This is a genomic window from Bradyrhizobium sp. 33ap4 (assembly GCF_032654765.1).
Classification (GTDB): domain Bacteria; phylum Pseudomonadota; class Alphaproteobacteria; order Rhizobiales; family Xanthobacteraceae; genus Bradyrhizobium; species Bradyrhizobium australafricanum.
This window is the reverse complement of the sequence record NZ_JAUMTJ010000017.1, coordinates 1-18,496: the sequence shown is the minus strand read 5'-3', so window position 1 is coordinate 18,496 and position 18,496 is coordinate 1. Positions and strand designations below refer to the sequence as shown.

At 65.3% G+C, this 18,496-nt stretch carries 18 protein-coding genes; 11 read left to right on the top strand and 7 right to left on the bottom strand.

Annotated elements, in window-relative coordinates:
• The first annotated feature begins 15 nt into the window (after positions 1 to 15).
• The 3 genes from ribB to Q2M23_RS14945 all read left to right on the top strand — a co-directional run bounded on the left by ribB (position 16) and on the right by Q2M23_RS14945 (position 3,593).
• On the top strand, positions 16 to 1,092 hold the full coding sequence (ribB, locus tag Q2M23_RS14955; RefSeq protein WP_028334516.1) for a 3,4-dihydroxy-2-butanone-4-phosphate synthase: 1,077 nt from the start codon (positions 16 to 18) through the stop codon (positions 1,090 to 1,092).
• Positions 1,093 to 1,260: 168 nt separating this feature from the next.
• Positions 1,261 to 2,475: an acyl-CoA dehydrogenase gene (locus Q2M23_RS14950; protein WP_028334515.1), complete on the top strand. Its 1,215-nt coding sequence runs from the start codon at positions 1,261 to 1,263 to the stop codon at positions 2,473 to 2,475.
• 200 nt (positions 2,476 to 2,675) lie between these two features.
• A complete protein-coding gene (locus Q2M23_RS14945) occupies positions 2,676 to 3,593 on the top strand; it encodes an MBL fold metallo-hydrolase (RefSeq protein WP_057015202.1) in 918 nt (305 codons plus the stop codon).
• Between the two features lie 92 nt (positions 3,594 to 3,685).
• On the opposite strand, the gene Q2M23_RS14940 is transcribed toward Q2M23_RS14945, so the two are convergent.
• Both Q2M23_RS14940 and Q2M23_RS14935 read right to left on the bottom strand, forming a co-directional pair.
• The gene (locus Q2M23_RS14940) at positions 3,686 to 4,543 is read right to left on the bottom strand and encodes a DUF1499 domain-containing protein (RefSeq protein WP_057015203.1); all 858 of its coding nucleotides are present in this window, start codon (positions 4,541 to 4,543) and stop codon (positions 3,686 to 3,688) included.
• 243 nt (positions 4,544 to 4,786) lie between these two features.
• Complete coding sequence (locus Q2M23_RS14935; protein WP_057015204.1) at positions 4,787 to 6,415, bottom strand: fatty-acid--CoA ligase; 1,629 nt, start codon at positions 6,413 to 6,415, stop codon at positions 4,787 to 4,789.
• Positions 6,416 to 6,560: 145 nt separating this feature from the next.
• Here Q2M23_RS14935 and Q2M23_RS14930 point away from each other — a divergent pair, with 145 nt between their 5' ends.
• A complete protein-coding gene (locus Q2M23_RS14930) occupies positions 6,561 to 7,598 on the top strand; it encodes an extensin family protein (RefSeq protein WP_316395976.1) in 1,038 nt (345 codons plus the stop codon).
• Between the two features lie 93 nt (positions 7,599 to 7,691).
• On the opposite strand, the gene Q2M23_RS14925 is transcribed toward Q2M23_RS14930, so the two are convergent.
• On the bottom strand, positions 7,692 to 8,369 hold the full coding sequence (locus Q2M23_RS14925) for a L,D-transpeptidase (protein WP_057015206.1): 678 nt from the start codon (positions 8,367 to 8,369) through the stop codon (positions 7,692 to 7,694).
• A gap of 338 nt (positions 8,370 to 8,707) precedes the next feature.
• Between Q2M23_RS14925 and Q2M23_RS14920 the strand changes: the two genes are divergently transcribed.
• Positions 8,708 to 9,685: a magnesium transporter CorA family protein gene (locus Q2M23_RS14920; RefSeq protein ID WP_057015269.1), complete on the top strand. Its 978-nt coding sequence runs from the start codon at positions 8,708 to 8,710 to the stop codon at positions 9,683 to 9,685.
• 130 nt (positions 9,686 to 9,815) lie between these two features.
• Positions 9,816 to 10,037 (top strand): hypothetical protein, encoded by a 222-nt coding sequence (locus tag Q2M23_RS14915; protein ID WP_063709281.1) that lies wholly within the window; start codon positions 9,816 to 9,818, stop codon positions 10,035 to 10,037.
• A gap of 132 nt (positions 10,038 to 10,169) precedes the next feature.
• Here the strand turns inward: Q2M23_RS14915 and Q2M23_RS14910 are convergent, their stop codons facing one another.
• Both Q2M23_RS14910 and pdxH read right to left on the bottom strand, forming a co-directional pair.
• Positions 10,170 to 10,922, bottom strand: a complete 753-nt coding sequence (locus Q2M23_RS14910) for an SDR family NAD(P)-dependent oxidoreductase (protein ID WP_018270354.1) — start codon at positions 10,920 to 10,922, stop codon at positions 10,170 to 10,172.
• A 155-nt stretch (positions 10,923 to 11,077) separates the two neighbouring features.
• A complete protein-coding gene (pdxH, locus tag Q2M23_RS14905) occupies positions 11,078 to 11,719 on the bottom strand; it encodes a pyridoxamine 5'-phosphate oxidase (protein WP_316395975.1) in 642 nt (213 codons plus the stop codon).
• A 108-nt stretch (positions 11,720 to 11,827) separates the two neighbouring features.
• On the opposite strand from pdxH, the gene Q2M23_RS14900 reads away from it, so the two are divergent.
• The gene (locus tag Q2M23_RS14900; RefSeq protein ID WP_316395974.1) at positions 11,828 to 12,235 is read left to right on the top strand and encodes an RT0821/Lpp0805 family surface protein; all 408 of its coding nucleotides are present in this window, start codon (positions 11,828 to 11,830) and stop codon (positions 12,233 to 12,235) included.
• Positions 12,236 to 12,353: 118 nt separating this feature from the next.
• Positions 12,354 to 13,313, top strand: coding sequence for a DnaJ C-terminal domain-containing protein (locus tag Q2M23_RS14895; RefSeq protein ID WP_316395973.1), 960 nt, complete (start codon positions 12,354 to 12,356; stop codon positions 13,311 to 13,313).
• A 387-nt stretch (positions 13,314 to 13,700) separates the two neighbouring features.
• On the opposite strand, the gene Q2M23_RS14890 is transcribed toward Q2M23_RS14895, so the two are convergent.
• Both Q2M23_RS14890 and Q2M23_RS14885 read right to left on the bottom strand, forming a co-directional pair.
• The gene (locus Q2M23_RS14890; RefSeq protein WP_057015209.1) at positions 13,701 to 14,465 is read right to left on the bottom strand and encodes an anti-sigma factor family protein; all 765 of its coding nucleotides are present in this window, start codon (positions 14,463 to 14,465) and stop codon (positions 13,701 to 13,703) included.
• Between the two features lie 67 nt (positions 14,466 to 14,532).
• Positions 14,533 to 15,021, bottom strand: a complete 489-nt coding sequence (locus Q2M23_RS14885; protein ID WP_016844579.1) for a sigma-70 family RNA polymerase sigma factor — start codon at positions 15,019 to 15,021, stop codon at positions 14,533 to 14,535.
• A 224-nt stretch (positions 15,022 to 15,245) separates the two neighbouring features.
• On the opposite strand from Q2M23_RS14885, the gene Q2M23_RS14880 reads away from it, so the two are divergent.
• From Q2M23_RS14880 to Q2M23_RS14870, 3 genes are all read left to right on the top strand, one after another.
• A complete protein-coding gene (locus Q2M23_RS14880) occupies positions 15,246 to 15,845 on the top strand; it encodes a histidine phosphatase family protein (protein ID WP_168857197.1) in 600 nt (199 codons plus the stop codon).
• Between the two features lie 149 nt (positions 15,846 to 15,994).
• The gene (aroC, locus tag Q2M23_RS14875; protein ID WP_057015211.1) at positions 15,995 to 17,083 is read left to right on the top strand and encodes a chorismate synthase; all 1,089 of its coding nucleotides are present in this window, start codon (positions 15,995 to 15,997) and stop codon (positions 17,081 to 17,083) included.
• 44 nt (positions 17,084 to 17,127) lie between these two features.
• A complete protein-coding gene (locus tag Q2M23_RS14870; protein ID WP_057015212.1) occupies positions 17,128 to 18,321 on the top strand; it encodes an adenylate/guanylate cyclase domain-containing protein in 1,194 nt (397 codons plus the stop codon).
• Positions 18,322 to 18,496: the final 175 nt, after the last annotated feature.

The window sequence follows — 18,496 nt, the reverse complement described above, 5'->3', positions numbered from 1 at the left end:
CGAGATGTCAGGACAATGGCCGATACGATCCAGGAAGTGCTGCAAGCCTTTGCGAAGGGTGAACTCGTTGTCGTCACCGACGATGACGACCGGGAAGGCGAGGGCGATTTGATCGTCGCGGCGTCGTTCTGTACGGCGGAGAAGATGGCTTTCATCATCCGCCACACCTCCGGCATCGTCTGCGCGCCGATCACCACCGAGGATGCCCGCCGGCTGCGGCTCGACCCGATGGTGGCGCACAACGAGTCCAACCACACCACTGCCTTCACGGTCTCGATCGACTACAAGCCCGATGGTGGCACCGGCATCTCGGCCGAGGAACGCGCCTCCTGCTGCCGCGCGCTCGCCAATCCCAATGCCGGCGCCAATGATTTCGCGCGTCCCGGCCACATCTTCCCGCTGATCGCGCGCGACGGCGGCGTGCTGCTGCGCTCCGGCCACACCGAGGCGGCGGTCGATCTGTGCCGGCTCTCCGGCCTGCCGCCGGTAGGCGTCATCAGCGAGCTGATGAACGACGATGGAACCGTGATGAAGGGCGAGCAGGTCGCCAAATTCGCCGCCGCCCACAAGCTCAAGCATGTCACGATCGCGGACATGATCGCCTATCGCCAGGCGCGCGAGAAGCTGATCGAACGGGTCGCGACCTTCACCACCGAAAGCCCGATCGGCCCGCTGCAGGGCTACGCCTATCGCTCGCCGTTCGACGAGATCATGCATGCCGCCTTCGTCTATAACGGCATCGGCGACGGCCGGGACGTGCTGACGCGGCTGCACAAGCCGAACATCGTGAAAGACCTGTTCACCGGGCCGGCGCGAATGGAAGCCGTGCTGCGGCATTTCAAGGATGCCGGCCGCGGCGTGCTGGTATATCTGCGCGATGGTGCCGCCGGTGTTCCGGTCGAGCCGGTTGGCGAGCAGAAGACGGCGGAGGCCGATCGCCACAGGCAGTGGCGCGAGGTCGGCGTCGGCGCACAGATCCTGCGTGATCTCGGCGTCACCTCGATCCGGCACCTGACTTCGTCGGTGCATGACTACAAGGGATTGTCAGGTTTCGGCATCGAGATCGTGTCGAACGAGAAGCTGGAGACCTAGCACTGTCATTCCGGGGCGCGCGATAGCGCGAACCCGGAAGCTCGAGATTCCGGGTTCGATGCTGACGCATCGCCCCGGAATGACGAAGGTCCCAATTCAATTGCGCTTCGCAGCATAGCGCTTTAATTTATCCGCCAATTTCCGATAGACGATGCGAAAGGATGTTTCATGAGCGTGCGCCCCCAGGCCAAGGACAAGCCGGCTGCCGCCAGCTTCCAGTGGGATGATCCGTTCCTGCTCGACGACCAGCTCACCGAAGACGAGCGCCTGATCCGCGACACTGCGCGGGCCTATGCGCAGGACAAGCTGCTGCCGCGGGTCACCAAGGCCTATCTGGAAGAGAAAACCGACCGCGAGATCTTCAACGAAATGGGCGAGCTCGGCCTGATCGGCGTGACGCTGCCCGAGGAGTATGGCTGCGCCAATGCGAGCTACGTGGCCTATGGCCTCGTGGCGCGCGAGATCGAGCGCGTCGATAGCGGCTATCGCTCGATGAACTCGGTGCAGTCGTCGCTGGTGATGTATCCGATCTACGCCTATGGCGACGAAAACCAGCGCAAGAAATATCTGCCCAAGCTTGCGACCGGGGAATGGGTCGGCTGCTTCGGCCTGACCGAGCCGGACGCCGGTTCCGATCCCGGCGGCATGAAGACCCGCGCGGAGAAGGTCGCTGACGGCTACAAGCTCAACGGCGCCAAGATGTGGATCTCGAACGCGCCGATCGCCGACGTGTTCGTGGTGTGGGCCAAGTCGGCTGCGCACGACAACCAGATCCGCGGCTTCATCCTCGAGAAGGGCATGAAGGGCCTGTCGGCGCCGAAGGTCGGCGGCAAGCTGTCGCTGCGCGCCTCGATCACCGGCGAGATCGTGCTCGACAATGTGGTGGTGCCGGAAAGCGCGCTGCTGCCTAACGTCTCCGGCCTCAAGGGCCCGTTCGGCTGCCTCAATCGCGCCCGCTACGGCATCTCCTGGGGCGCATTGGGCGCTGCCGAGGACTGCATGCACCGCGCGCGGCAATACACGCTCGACCGCAAGCAGTTTGGCCGGCCGCTCGCCGCCACCCAGCTGGTGCAGAAGAAGCTCGCCGACATGGAGACCGAGATCGCGCTCGGCCTGCAGGCCTCGTTGCGCGTCGGCCGCCTGATGGACGAGGGCAAGATGGCCCCTGAGATGATCTCGATCGTCAAGCGCAACAATTGCGGCAAGTCGCTCGACATCGCCCGCATGGCGCGCGACATGCACGGCGGCAACGGCATACAGATCGAGTATCACGTGATGCGTCACGCCGCGAACCTCGAGACGGTGAACACCTATGAGGGCACGCACGACGTCCATGCGCTGATCCTCGGCCGCGCGATCACCGGCATCCAGGCGTTCTCGTAAGGGCGCTTGCTCGTCATTCCGGGGCGCGCCAACCGAACTCAGGTTTACCCGAGTTCGGCAGATTTTAAATGTCTAAGTCGGCAACAGCCGACTTGGACGGCGCGAACCCGGAATCTCGTGCCGCGTTCCTTTCCCTTCTTTCGAGATTCCGGGTCTGGCCCTGCGGGCCATCCCGGAATGACGATGCAGAGAAAATCCCCATGGCCGACAACGACGACATCCCGTTCAACCGCGACTTTCCGCTGAAGCCCGGCGTGGTCGAACAGGTCCGCCCCGGCGTTCGCCGTGTCCTCTGCAACAATCCGAGCCCGTTCACCTTCACGGGCACGGTCAGCTATATCGTCGGCGAGGGCAAGGTCGCGATCATCGATCCCGGTCCCGACGACGAGGCGCATGCCAAGGCGCTGCTCGATGCGGTCAAGGGCGAGACCGTGACGCATATCCTGGTCACCCATACCCATCGCGACCATTCGCCGAACACGCCGCGGATCAAGGCCGCGACCGGCGCGCCGGTCTATGCCGAGGGGCCGCACCGCGCCTCGCGGCCGCGCTTCGAGAGCGAAAAGCATAATCCGGAATCCGGCGCCGACCGCGATTTCCGACCCGACGTGCAGGTCAAGCATGGCGACGTCATCGAGGGCGCTGGCTTTGCGCTGGAGGCGGTCGCCACCCCCGGCCACACCGCCAACCATCTGGCGTTCGCCTGGGCCGAGCGCAGCATCAATTTCGTCGGCGACCATGTGATGGGCTGGTCGACCTCGATCGTGGCGCCGCCGGACGGCTCGATGATCGATTACATGGCCTCGCTGGAGCGGCTGGAACAGCGGCCCGAGCAGCTGTATTTCTCCGGCCATGGCCCGGAGATTCCGGAAGGCCCGCGTTACGTCCGTTTCCTGGCGCGGCATCGCCGGGCGCGCGAGGCATCGATCCTGCATCGTCTCGGCAAGGGCGAGGCCGACATCCCGACCATGGTGCGGGCGATCTATATCGGGCTCGATCCGCGGCTCGCCAATGCCGCCGGCTATTCGGTGCTGGCACATCTGGAGGACCTGGTCGCACGCGGCGTCGTGGCGACGGACGGCGATCCCGTGATCGGCGGGACGTACCGATTGGCCTAGTTCGTCATTCCGGGATGGTGCCAAGCACCAGACCCGGAATCTCGAGATTCCGGGTTCATCGCTGCGCGATGCCCCGGAATGACGCTACCGCGTCACTTCTTCACCGTCTTCGCCGGCGGCGCCTTTGGCGCGACAGGAGCCGCCTTCTTCGCCGGCTTGGCATTGTCGTTCTCGGCCGCGCTGTTGAGGTCTTCGATCAGCTTCTTGACGCGGGCGGCGTTGCTGCCGAGATCGGTGTCGAAATAGCGCGACGCCGAGCGGATATCGACGCGGGAGTCCTCGTCGTCAGGCGTGACCCGGATCGAGACGTCCTCGCGGAAACCCATGATCGGCGTCCGCGCTACCGCCTCGATGCGGCCGATGCGGCGCGGCGGCTGCGGCGCGCGCGCGTCGATGACGAGCCATTTGCGGCGGTTCACCAGCCGCAGCGTCAGCTCATAGGCGCGGTCGACCGGGGTTTCGAGCTCGACGGTTTCGATATCGGGATAGGCCGCGCGCTGCCGCTCGGCCGAATAGAGGCCGGCATAGGCGGCAGGATTGGTGCCTTCCCCGGTGCGCAGCCGCGCCAGCGCCTCGAATTTCGGCGGGTCGATCGCGTCGGTGGTGACGTCGTAAATCCGCGGCAGCTTGCGGTACTGATAGATGAGGTAGGCCGGGTAGGCGAGGATCGCCGCGTCGATCAGCAGCGCGAGCAGGATCCGGCCCATGCCGCGGGTGCCGTTCTGCCAGATCGCGGCAAAGGCGGCCAGCCCGAGCAGGATCGACAGGCCGGCCAGGCCCAGCGCGCCGAAGAAGGTCGCCAGCGCCGGCTTGACTTCCAGGAACCCGAAGCGGACGATCAGGATCGAAACGACCACCGCGACGACGGAGAAGATGGCGAGGTTGCGCGACCAGGTGGCGAGACCGGACACGGGCTCCTGCTGGTAGGGAGCGGAAAACCTGCGCGCCATCGTCGAAAAATCTGCCGGTTGAGATGTCCTCAGGCGACCTCGGCCGCCGCGATCAGTCGTGTGAGACCACGGACCTGCGGCGAATTCAAGGGATTTGGGCTTTACCCCGAATCGTCATGGCCGCGCATAGCCCTCCGAAGGACGGCGTCGCTTGCGCTCGCCTATGACCCGGCCATCCATGTCTTGCCGCACGATGAAGTCGTGGATGCCCGGGTCAAGCCCGGGCATGACGAGCGTTTGTTTTCACGCCGCGGCGGTCGGGAACGTGTAATCCTTGAATTGGTCGCGCAGCGCCGTCTTCAGGATCTTGCCGGTCGCGGTGTGGGGAATGCCGTCGACGAAGGCGACGTCGTCGGGCATCCACCATTTGGCGATCTTGCCGTCCATGAACTTCAGGATGTCCTCGCGCGTGGCACTCTGGCCCTGCTTGAGTTGCACGATCAGCAGCGGCCGCTCATCCCATTTGGGGTGATGGACACCGATCACGGCGGCTTCCGCGACCGCCGGATGGCCGACCGCGAGGTTCTCGAGATCGATCGAGGAGATCCATTCGCCGCCGGACTTGATCACGTCCTTGGAGCGGTCGGTGATCCGCATGTAGCCGTGCTCGTCCATCGTCGAGACGTCGCCGGTGTCGAAATAGCCGGCATCGTCGAGGATGTTGCTGTCGACCCGGAAATAGGCCTTGGCGATCGCCGGGCCCGAAACCTTGAGACGGCCGAAGGTCTTGCCGTCCCACGGCAGCTCCTTGCCGGCATCGTCGGTGATCTTCATCTCGACGCCGAACGGCGGATAGCCCTGGGTCTGCAGGATGTCGAGCCGCTCCTCGCCGGTGCGCTCGGTAAACGGTGGCTTCAACGTCGCCAGCGTGCCGAGCGGGCTCATCTCGGTCATGCCCCAGGCGTGGCGCACCTGGCTGCCCATGTCGAGGAACGCCTGGATCATCGAGCGTGGCATCGCCGACCCGCCGCAGATCACCATCTGCAGATCCGGCAGCTTGACGTTGTTGGCGGCCATGTATTGCAGCAGCATCAGCCACACCGTCGGCACGCCGGCGGTGTGCGTGACCTTCTCGGTCGACAGCAACTCGTACACCGAGGCGCCGTCGAGCTTCGGGCCCGGCATCACGAGCTTGGTGCCCATCGACGGCGCGGAGAAGGCGATGCCCCAGCTGTTGGCATGGAACAAGGGGACCACCGGAAGCATTGTGTCCGACGCGGAGGTGCCGAGCGCGTCCTTCGAATTGGCCATCAGCGCGTGCAACACGTTGGAGCGGTGCGAATAAAGTACACCCTTGGGATCGCCCGTCGTGCCGGAGGTGTAGCACATCGCCGCCGCGGTGTTCTCGTCGAAGGTCTTCCACTCGAACTTGCCGTCGGATGCCGCGATCCAGTCCTCATAGGCGACCGCGTTCTTCAGCGTGGTCTGCGGCATGTGCGCCTTGTCGGTCAGCACCACGTAGCGCTCGACGCTCGGCAGCTGGCCTGCGATCTTCTCCAGCACCGGAACGAAGGTGAGGTCGGTGATGACGATGCGGTCCTGGGCGTGGTTGACGATCCAGGCGATCTGCTCCGGAAACAGGCGCGGATTGACCGTATGGCAGATCGCGCCGATCCCCATGATGCCGTACCAGACCTCGAGGTGGCGCCAGGTGTTCCAGGCTATGGTGGCGACGCGGTCGCCGAGCTTGATGCCGTCACGTTCCAGGCTCTGCGAGACCTTCAGTGCGCGGGTGTGGATCTGGGCGTAGGTGGTGCGATGAATGGGGCCTTCGACCGACCGCGTCACGACTTCCTGTGTGCCGTGATATTTGGCGGCGTGCTCAATAATCTTGTGACACAGCAAGGGCCAATCTTGCATCAAACCAAGCATACGCGAATCCCTCCTCGATCCTCACACATGATCCGCCGGCATCTTGGACGGCCGGCAGTAAAATCATGGAACTGACATGAACTTTAGCGCGGAGAAAGCAAGCCGAAAATGGCCTGTTGGCGCGTTTCGTCGCGGGGGCGCGGCAATGGTTACCGCCGCCGCCGTGCTGCTTTGCCTTGGCATGCAAGCAGGCCCCGCCGAGGCCGCCCGCCGCGCGCCCAGCTTTCCGTGGGACGATCTGTTCGGCACCCGGCCGCAAAGGCCGCATAAGGCAGCCCGCCGCTCAGCGGTGCCGCTGCCGAAGCCACGCCCGGCTGAGGCGCCGGCGGCAGCTCACGCGCCGGCGGCAACCGAGCCCGAACCTCCCGCAGCCGGGACGCAGTCTCCGGCCGCGCCTGCCGAGGCGGCCAGGCCCAGCGAGACGGCCAAGCCCGCTGATGCCGCCAAGCCGGCCGAGCCCGCCGCGCCGCAGCTTTCGGCCTGCCGGCAGGCGCTGACCGAGGAGATCGCGATCGCCCCGAGCATTCCGGATATCCACGGCGCCGGGGGCTGCGGCGGCGAGGATCTGGTGCGGCTCGAGGCGATCGTGCTAGCGGACAAGCGCAAGGTCGCGGTCAAGCCCGCCGCGATCCTCCGCTGCAAGATGGCCGCTGCGGTCGCCGACTGGGTCCGCACCGATATCGCGCCGCTCGCGCAGAGCCTCGGGGGCGGGATCAGCAATCTCGACAATTTCGACTCGTTCGAGTGCCGCGGCCGCAATCGGGTCGCCGGAGCGCAGCTCTCCGAGCACGGCCGCGCCAATGCGCTCGACGTCCGCGCGCTCGGTCTCGCCAACGGCAAGTCGATCTCGCTGACCGACCGCAGCGTGCCGCGGACCTTGCGCGAGACCGTGCTGCATTCGGTCTGTGCCCGCTTCTCCACGGTGCTCGGTCCGGGCTCGGACTGGTACCACGAGGACCACATCCATCTCGACCTGATCGAGCGTCGCAACAATTACCGGATCTGCCAGTGGAACGTGGACGACCCGCTGCCGCAGGTCGCGCCGCTGTTGCCGGCCGAGCGCCCCGAAGAGGCACCGCCGCGCGAGGTCGCCGCCAAATCCGACGCGCCGAAAGCGGACACATCCAAAGCTGACCCACGGCAAGTCTGGCACCGGCAAGCCGGACGCCACAAAATCAGATGATGCGGCCGCGCCCGACCGCAGCGCCAAGACCAAACCGCAGCCAACAAAAAAGCGCCGGCAAAGCCGGCGCTTTTGATCGCGATTGCGATTGGATCAGTAGGTCGTGCCGCCGCCGCCCTGCAGCGCCATCTGCGGCTTGTAGGGCGAGTCGCCGTGCTTCGGCTCCAGCACCACGACGATGGTACCGAGCTTGACGCGGTTGTAGAGGTCGATGACGTCCTCGTTGGTCATGCGGATGCAGCCCGAGGAGATCGACGCGCCGATATATTCCGGCTGGTTAGTGCCGTGGATGCGGAACAGCGTGTCCTTGCCGCCCGAATAGAGATACATCGCGCGCGAGCCCATCGGATTGTCCGGGCCCGGGGCCACGAAGGTCGGGACGCCAAGGCGCGAGATTTCGCCGGGGGTCGGGTGCCAGGCCGGCCATTCGGTCATGCTGCCGACCTTGGCGATGCCGGACCAGGCCATGGCTTCCTCGCCGACGGTGATGCCGTAGCGGATCGCCTTGCCGTCGTTCAGCACGTAATAGAGGTAATGGTTGTCGGAATCGACCACGATCGAGCCGGGGGCTTCCTTGCGGTGGTACTCGACGATGGCGCGGCGGAACGGTTCAGCGACCGGCGTCTTGACGTAGGTGGTCTTGGCCAGGAGTTCCTTGTCACGCGGCTTGAAGTTCGCGGTGTTGGTTGCCTCATAGGTTGTGGCCTGCATGCAGCCCGACAACATCAGGCCCGCGGCCAGGATCCCGAGGGTAACTTTGAGCGACGACATGATTACATTCCAATCGAAAATCCGCGCCCGAAAGCGCCACTATTACGCCCCAAACGCCACGATTCCATTAGCGGCATTATTGCCGAAACGTGCCATTATTCCCAGACTTTAGATGCCTTTCCCGCATCGCGGGACGCTGTCTGTGGCTTTTTTGCCGCAACTGTTCTGGTGCCGGGTTGGTTTTTGTGCAAACAGGCAACGGTCGACGAGTCGGCGTCACGTCGCTGCCGCCTGGCCGCCACAAGTATGGATGCCCGGTTAATACCCCGGTCATGAAGCGCCCCCCAGAATCGCGCTAAGTCGGCGGGTCCTGCCAGCCTTGTTTCGTGGAGTTCGTGATGCTGTCGGTGTTCGTTCCGTCCGAGTTTTCGCTCAAGAAGGCCACCGCGACGGACCTCGGCGCGCTGCCCGAGGGAGCGGTCTGGGTCGATCTGGTGAATCCGACCGTGGAGGAGGACCGGGCGGTCGAGAAGCTCGCGGGGATCGCGGTGCCGACCCGGGAAGACATGCAGGAGATCGAGATCTCCAGCCGCCTCTATATCGAGAACAGCGCGCGCTACATGACCGCGACGCTGATGTGCCAGTCCGACACCGACATGCCGCGCACCACGGCGGTGACCTTCATCCTCACCGGTCATCGGCTGGTGACGGTGCGCTACGACCTGCCGAAGCCGTTCGCGCTGGTCGAGAACAAGCTGGCGCGCGCCTGTTCCCCCAGCATCACCGGGGAGCAGGTGCTGATGGAACTGCTGGACGCGGTGATCGACCGTTGCGCCGACATTCTGGAGCGCTGCGGGGCCGATATCGACCAGGTGTCCCACGACATCTTCGAGCCGGAGAGCGAGCGCCACGGCCACGCCAAGCAATATTCGCAGATTCTGATCGCGATCGGCCGCAAGGGCGACCTGACCTCGAAGGTTCGCGAAAGCCTGGTCTCGATCGGCCGCCTCGTCACCTTCCTCTCCGCGGTGGTCGAGGGCGTGAAATGGTCCAAGGACATGCGCGAGCAGCTCAAGACCATGCAGCGTGACGTGGCCTCACTGACCGACCACGCCTCCTATCTCTCCAACAAGATCACCTTCGTGCTCGACGCTATGCTCGGCGTGGTCAATCTGGAACAGAACAACATCATCAAGCTGTTCTCGGTGATGGCGGTGGTCTTGATGCCGCCGACGCTGATCGCCTCGATCTACGGCATGAATTTCAAGGTGATGCCGGAACTCGAATGGGCGCACGGCTATCCGTATGCACTGGTGCTGATGCTGATCGCGGCGATCGTGCCGTACTGGATCTTCAAGTGGAAGAAGTGGCTGTAGACCGGTTCCACGCGTCGCGTTTTGGGACGCGCTTCCTGCCTTATTTCCTCTGCTAAAATTTGAGCGTTGCGCTGAACGTTTGGGCGAAACTTGTCTGCGATAACGCCCGCCTCGAAGCCGGAGGACAGCAATGGTTGAGAAGATCATAACGCCACGGCGTAACGTCATCGACTTTGCGCGCTATCAACAGGACCGCGCAGCAGGCAAGGTGCAGGCGATCTCGCCGAGACTTTGCCGTTACTGTGGCGCTGCGTTGCTGGATGGCGAGGACGAAGACGAATGCTCCAGCGCGCTGAACGACGTCGCGCTGCGGCAGCCCGAGAAGAAGTCGCGTCGGTTCTACGCAGACTAGAGGCCGAAGCCTCGGAGGCAGAAGCCTCGTTTGCGTTGTTGCGCCTGCAAGTGAAGCAATCCCAATGACGGCCGCGGCGGCGGCCGGGATCGCCTCAAAACTTCCTTCCCCGAAATACGGCTCTTCCCAGCGTCAGACGTGCTGACCACCGTTGATGTGGATCTCCGCACCGTTCACGTAAGAGCTGGTCTCCGTGCAGAGAACGTAGATGATCTTGGCGACCTCGTCCGGCGTGCCGAGGCGGTGCATCGGGATCTGCTGGTCGACGATCTTCTCGGTGCCCGGCGACAGGATCGAGGTATCGATCTCGCCCGGCGCGATCGCGTTGACGCGGACGCCGACGCGGCCGAAGTCCGATGCCATCTCGCGCGTCAGCGCCGCGAGCGCGGCCTTCGACGTCGCATAGGCCGCGCCGGCAAACGGATGCACGCGCGAGCCGGCGATCGAGGTGACGTTCACCACCGCGCCCTTGGCGTGTTTCAACTCCTCGATCAGCCCACGCGCGATCATGATCGGTGCGAAGAAGTTGACGTGGAAAACGTGGGTCCAAGTCTCGATGTCGGTGTCCATGGTGCCGAGCCGGCCGCCGCCCGCAGCCTTCGGCGAGATCGCGGCGTTGTTGACCAGCGCGTGCAGTTCATCGTTCTCGAGCCGCCTGCGGATCTCAGAGATCGCGCGAACGGTGTCGTCATGGCTGCCGAGGTCGACCTCGATATGGTCTTCCGGCCCGGCGCCCCAGGGGCAGACCTCGGGAAACGCATGCCGCGACAGGGTGATGACGCGCCAGCCGGCGGACGAGAACCGGATCGCGGTGGCATGGCCGATGCCGCGGCTTGCGCCGGTCAGAAGCAGCGTGCGCCGCGGCGCATTGGATGGGTGGGGCATCGACGGTTTCTTTCGTTTTCGTCATGCGCGGCGGCGTGCCGGGCATCCACGCCTTCGAACGACTTGGGATGACTTGGGATCAAGACGTCGCTGGCCGGGTCATCTTACACGAAGATGCGCTTCGCGCTTTCGCCCGGCCATGACGGTCGCAGCTTTCAGGGATAGAGCCGCACCTTCGACCAGGCGCTGCCGGCGCCGTCGCGGCGGAATTCGATGCGGTCGTGCAGGCGGTACGGGCGGTCGTGCCAGAGCTCGAAGCGCTGCGGCGTGATCCGCCAGCCGCTCCAGCCCGGCGGCCGCGGCACCTCGCCGATGACGTATTTCGCACCGGTCTTGGCGATCGCCTGCTCGAATGCGAAACGGCTCTCCAGCGGCTGCGACTGCTTGCTGGCCCAGGCGCCGATCTGCGCCTGCTTCGGCCTGGTGGCGAAATAGGCGTCGGCCTCGGCATCGGTCACCGGCGTGACCGGCCCGCGGATGCGCACCTGGCGGCGCAGCGATTTCCAGTGGAAGAGTAAAGCAGCCTTGGGATTTGCGGCCAATTCGCGGCCCTTGGCGCTCGCAATGTGGCTGTAGAACACGAAGCCGTCGGCATCGAAGCCCTTCATCAGCACCATCCGCACGTCGGGCAGGCCGTCGGGATCGACGGTCGCAAGCGCCATCGCGTTCGGATCGTTCGGCTCGGACTTGATCGCCTCCGCAAACCATTCGGCGAACAGGGCGAACGGCTCCTCCGCCGCGGTGAAATCACCCGATGTTAACGGTGTCGGGTGTTTGATGGAGGTCGTGTCGGTCATGTCAGGAGTCCCGATTTGCATCCGCCCGCGTCTGAAAGCGCGTTACTAGCCCTATATAGGGCATGGGGGCGCGTTGGCCTATCGGCGATCCACCCCGCAGGCGCGGTGGTGACATTGATCCTGATCGGCGTCGGCGCAAGCGGTTGCAGCCTGTCGCGCAGCGAGGCCTTCGCCAAGCTGGACGACAAGGATGTGACGGGCTCGATCAGGCCGACCCAGATCAATGCGGTGATGCCGACCGACAGCGATCTCGCCTTCGCCCGCAATGCCGCCTCCGACGTGCTGACCAAGGGCGACAAGGATTCCAGCCAGCCCTGGGAAAATCCTGAAACCGGCGCGCGCGGCTCGGTGACGCCGCTGGCCCAGGCCTATTCGGGCGAGGACGGCAAGACGTGCCGGGATTTCCTTGCCAGCTACGTCAACGGAGCCACCGAGAGCTGGCTGCAGGGCGCCGCATGCAAGGCTGGACAAGGGCGGTGGGAAATCCATAGCCTGAAGCCCTGGAGAAAATCCTGAGAATTCCGGCGAAGCCGGACTAGTTGCAAAAATGCCACTGAGCCCCCACATCAAGGTAAAGTGGGCCCGGACGGGTTCCCGGCCAGGACTGATTTTTCCCGTGAAGGAGACGTGACGGATGCGCGACCCCTATGAGGTCTTGGGGGTGCAGCGGAGCGCCAGCGCTGCGACGATCAAGAGCGCCTATCGCAAGCTCGCCAAGAAGCATCACCCTGATAACAACAAGAACGACCCGAAGGCGGCGGCCCGCTTTGCGGAGATCAACACGGCCAACGAGATCGTCGGCGACGAGGACAAGCGCAAGCAGTTCGACCGCGGCGAGATCGATGCCGAAGGCAAGCCGCGCTTCCAGGGTTTCCCTGGCGGCAGCGGTGCCGGCGGCCGTGCCGGTCCGGGCGGCTTCGAGTACAGTTTCCGCTCCGGGCCCGGCGGCGGCATGGGCGGCGGCAGCTTCGAGGACATCCTCAACAGCATGTTTGGCAATGCGGCTCGCGGAGGCGGCAGCCGCGCGGGCCGGGCCAGTCCGTTCGAGTTTGACGGCGGCGGGGTCGGCGTCGACCTCGATCTTTCGGTCGCTATGACGGTGTCGCTGGAGGAATCGGTCAGGGGCGGCGACAAGCGCGTCCGCCTGCCGACCGGCCGCGAGCTCAACGTCAAGATTCCGCCCGGGGTTGCTGCGGGTCAGCAGATCCGGCTGAAGGGGCAGGGCGAGACCGCGCAAGGCCATCCGCCCGGCGATCTCCTGATCACGATCTCGGTCGCGCCGCACCCGTTCTTCAAGGTCGACGGCAACGACCTCAGGATCGACCTGCCCATCACCCTCTACGAGGCGGTGCTGGGCGGCAAGGTCCGCGTGCCGACGCTCGGCAGCGCGGTCGAACTGTCTATCCCGAAGAACACCTCGAGCGGCCGTACCTTCCGCCTCAAGGCCAAGGGGCTGTCGAAGGCGGGCGCGACCGGCGACCTCTATGTCACGACCCGCATCATCCTTCCCGACGGGAACGATGCCGAGCTTGAGGCATTGATGCAGACGTGGCGGGATCGTAACCCCTATAATCCGCGCAGCGATCTCGGCTGACCGCCGAGAGCGCGCCCCAAAGACGCGAAGACGCGAAACTGCAACTACCCCGGAGTCTATCGGGGTAGACGCGGGTGTCGTGAGCGCGTCAAAAGATGATCGGCCGCCGGAAGTCCCATCTGCGGCGTGCAGATTGGACGGCGGAAAGGAGTGCGGCCTCGAGAGGGGGACCAGCGCGGTACACAAAACCCCAATCGAGGCCGCGTGCGCCGATCGGCGGATCTGGCGCGGATCATCTTCGCGTGAGCATCCGGTGCGATAATGAGACGCGTCGATGACGCGAATCGAAGTTTTCGATGTCGGAATTGGGACGCTGAGTGAGGCTGGATTCACTTGCTCGAAATGACGCAATTTCGACGACCTGATCTTCCGTAAAATTACGGAAGATCATCCGCCGCTCTTCTCCATCTGATCGTAGACGGCCTGCGCGACCTGGGTCAGGCGCGTGCGATCGGTGCCGCCGCTGACGACATAGGCGACGCCTCGATCGGCCCAGAACAGCGCGCCGTCGCTGCCCTGCACGGCGTAGCGCATCTGGGTCGCCTCGGTCTTCACCTTGGCGGTGTAGACCGTGAACCGCTCACCCGACGTGCTCTCATACATCAGGAACGACGCCGGGCCGCTCGGTCCGGGCAGCAGGCGGCCGCCGACCAGCTTCAGCCCGGTCAGCTCCGGCGCGCGGACGTCCCAGCCGCAGCGCTTGGTCAGCCATTGCTGCAGGTGGTCGCGCTCGCTGCCGGGCACCTCGACGGGATGCCGGACCTCGACCACGTAGAGCCGATGCGCATCGAGTGCATCGACCGTGAAGCTCTGGAATGCCGACGGCGTCGCCGCCGCTCCGCGCGCGATCCAGCCGGCGCCGCCACCGGCGACGAAGGCCATGACCGTCGCCGCCACCGCGCCATAGACCCAGCGGCGCGGCTGGCGCACCAGCCGCTCGAGTTCGAGCCGTTTCGGCACCGCCTCGTCCAGCACGGTGTCGTAGCGTGCATGCAGTGTCTCGGCCATCGCACGCCATGACTGCACCCGCGCCGCGTCGTCGGGATGCGCGGCAAGCCACGCCTCGACATCGCCGCGGCGTTCGGCTGGCAGCTCGTTGTCGACGTAAGCGTGCAACTCGTCTTCGGTGACGGGAATGTTCGGGTCGGTCATATCAGTCGTCTCTGCCAAATCTTGTTCGAAAATCGTTCATGCATAACGCCGGCCATCGCGCACATTATCATTTCACCCGCCGGAGCGCCGGGCGCTGGCCCTCGATCGAGGCCCGGACATGGGCGCGGGCGCGGGCGAGGCGGGACATCACCGTGCCGATCGGCACGCCCTGGATATCGGCGACCTCGCGGTAGCTCATGCCCTCCAGCATGACGAGCAGCAGCACCGAGCGTTGTTCCTCGACCAGCGTCGACAGCGCGCGTTCGATGTCGCGTCCCTCGGCCTCGGTGCCGCTGGCGTCGGCATTGTTATCGAGCAGCGGCACGAACGCCGGCCGCCGCGCCAGCGAGCGCCGGCGGTTCTTGTTCAGATTGGTCAGGATCGTGTAGAGCCAGCTCCTGACGTCGCCGCCGAGAAACAGCCGCTCCGAGCGCAGCGCCCGCACCAGCGTGTCCTGCACCAGATCGTCGGCGATATCCGTGTCACGCGCCAGCGCGCGCGCATAGCGACGCAGCGCCGGTATCATGGCTTCGACACTTTGACGAAACGCGGTCATGCATCCCAGTCTTCGATGGTCTCGGCGATAGCCTTGTCCAACATAACACCCTGGCGGCGTGGCTATTCCGTCTGCGCCGATCTGCGCGCATACCGCCCAAGCTGCGGCCGATTTGGGCTTGTCGCCAGCCGAAGTGCTGGTGTACCTCCGAGCCGAAAAAATTCGAAGCGTGGAAGCCTTGAGGCGGCCGACCTCTCGCGCAGCAGGGACCAGCCGTTACGGGAATGCCGGTACCGACGATCTATTACATCCGCCACGGCGAGACCGCGTGGAACGCCGAAGGGCGGCTCCAGGGCGTGCAGGACATCGCCCTCAATGAGCGCGGTCGCGCCCAGGCCGCGCATGCCGGGCGCATCCTCGGCGATCTCCTCGCGCGCGACCGCCGTGACAAGGCGACGCTGCCGTTCGTCGCAAGCCCGCTGATCCGGGCGCGTGCCACCATGGAGCTGGTGCGCGCCGAGCTCGGCCTGCCGCCGGGCGACTACGCGCTCGACGCGCGGCTGCGCGAGATCGGCTACGGGACGTGGGAGGGCTCGACCTTGGCGCAGGCGCAGGCTGCGGACCCCGCGCTGTATGCCCGCCGCCTGGCCGAGAAGTGGACGGTGTCGCCGTCCGGCGGCGAGAGCTATGTCGACGTGCAGGTGCGGATGACCGACTGGTACCGGTCGGTGACGTCGGACACGGTCGCGGTCGCCCATGGCGGTACGGCGCGGGCGCTGATGGTGGCGCTCGGCTTCGAGACGCCGGCCTCGGCCGCCGAACTCTATATCGAGCAGGGGGCGGTCTACGTATTCGGTGAGCAGGGGCTGCGGAAGCATAGTTAACTCGCACTGTCATTCCGGGGCACGAAGCGAACCTCAGGGGCGCAATTGCGCCCCGGGGAATCTCGAGATTCCGGGTTCGATGCTCCGCATCGCCCCGGAATGACAGCTTGGCTGTTTGACCCCGCTGCCTCTGCGCGTTACGACACGCCATGTCCTTCAATACTTTCGGTCATATGTTCCGCGTCACGACCTTCGGCGAGAGCCATGGGGTCGCGATCGGCTGCGTCGTGGACGGCTGCCCGCCGCTGATCCCCCTGACCGCGGAGGAGATCCAGCACGACCTCGACCGCCGCCGCCCCGGCCAGTCGCGCTTCACCACCCAGCGCCAGGAGCCGGATGCGGTCAAGATCCTGTCCGGCGTGATGGCGCATCCGGAAACCGGCGCGCAGGTGACGACCGGCACGCCGATCGCGCTGCTGATCGAGAACACCGACCAGCGCTCGAAGGATTATTCCGAGATCAAGGACAAGTTCCGGCCCGGCCATGCCGACTTCACCTATGAAGCGAAATACGGCCTGCGCGACTATCGCGGCGGCGGACGCTCCTCCGCGCGCGAGACCGCGACCCGCGTCGCGGCCGGTGCGATCGCGCGCAAGGTGCTGCCCGAGGTGAAGGTGCGCGGCGCGCTGGTGCAGATGGGGCCGCACAAGATCGACCGCGAGAAGTGGGACTGGGACGAGATTGCGAACAACCCGTTCTTCTGTCCCGACAAGGACAAGGCGGCGTTCTTCGAAAGCTATCTCGACGGCATCAGGAAGAGCGGCTCCTCGATCGGCGCCGTCATCGAGGTCGTCGCCGAGGGCGTGCCAGCCGGCCTCGGCGCGCCGATCTACGCCAAACTCGACAGCGACCTGGCGGCGGCGATGATGAGCATCAACGCGGTCAAGGGCGTCGAGATCGGCGCCGGCTTCGGCGCCGCCGAATTGTCGGGCGAGGAGAACGCCGACGAGATGCGGACCGGCAACAACGGAACGCGTTTCCTGTCCAACCATGCCGGCGGCGTCCTCGGCGGCATCTCGACCGGGCAGCCTGTGGTGGTGCGCTTTGCGGTCAAGCCGACGTCCTCGATCCTGACCACGCGCCGGACCGTGGACCGCAAGGGCGCGGATACCGACATCCTGACCAAGGGCCGCCACGACCCCTGCGTCGGCATCCGGGCGGTACCGGTCGGCGAGGCCATGATGGCCTGCGTGCTGGCCGATCATTTTCTGCGCGACCGCGGGCAGACCGGGCGCTGATCCCTTATATAGTGGCGGTCGCCAGACCGCCCTGGGGGAATGCCATGAACGCGTCGGAGCTTCGGGACATCATCGAATGGATGATCGGCGGCGCGCGGTCGGCGCCGACCCCGCCGCAGATGATGGCGGAATGCTGCGAGCGCCTGGTGCGGGCCGGCCTGCCGCTGTGGCGCATCGGCGTCTTCGTGCGCACGCTGCATCCGGAGATCTATGGCCGCCATTTCTTCTGGAAGCCCGGCGCCGAGGTCGAAACCGGCACCGTCGATCACAACATCCTGGACTCCCCGGAATTTGCCGTCAGCCCGCTGTCGACCGTGTTCAGGCAGGGTGTTGAAGTACGCGCGCGGCTCGACGATCCCGCAAGCGCCCGGTTTCCGATCGTCGTGGACCTGCAGGCCGAAGGCGTCACCGACTACATCGCCGTGCCGCTGGTCTATACCGACGGCTTCGTCAATGCCTCGAGCTGGACCACCAGGCAGCCGGGTGGCTTCACCGAGGAGCAGCTCGATGCGATCCGGTCGATCACCGTGCCATTGGCGCGCTATATCGAGATCATCACCCTGCGCCGCACCGCCTCGCTCTTGCTCGACACCTATGTCGGCAACCGTGCCGGCGAGCGCATCATGGGCGGCCAGATCCGGCGCGGCCATGCCGATACGATGGATGCCGCGATCTGGCTGTCGGACCTGCGCGGCTTCACCGCGCTGTCGGACCGCTTGCCGGCCGAGACGGTGGTGGAAATCCTCAACCTCTACTTCGATTGCCAGGTCACCGCGATCCGCGACCATGGCGGCGAAGTGCTCAAATTCATGGGCGACGGCCTGCTCGCGGTGTTCCCGGTCGACGAATATCTCGGCGACGAGGTGCAGGTCTGTTCACGGGTGCTGGAAGCTGCGCGCGCGTCCCGCGCCGGCGTCGAGGCGCTGCAATTCGCCAATGGCGATGCCGTCGAACGCTTCCGTTTCGGCCTCGCGCTGCATCTCGGGCGCGTGCTCTACGGCAATATTGGCGGCGGCAACCGGCTCGACTTCACCTGCATCGGTCCGGCGGTCAATCTCGCCGCGCGGCTGGAGAAGATCGCTGGCCGTCTTGGCCGCACCGTGGTGGCCTCGGAGCGCTTCGCCGGCATCAGCGACGGCGGCTGGAGCGATCTCGGCGAGTTTCCTATCGCTGGATTTGCCAAGGCCGAACGGGTCTACGGCCTGTACGACGAGGCGCCGGTCGCTGCTGCGAGCTAAAGCATGATCCGGAAAAGTGCGAAGCGGTTTTCCGAAAAGCTCATGCTCAAACAAAGAGCTAAGGCGCGATGACGATTCAACCCAATCTCATCGCGCCTTAGTCTTACTGAGTCAGAAAGCCGCGATCTGGAGGGTTGAGAATCGCATATTAAGGGAGATTCAACGTGGTCGAGGA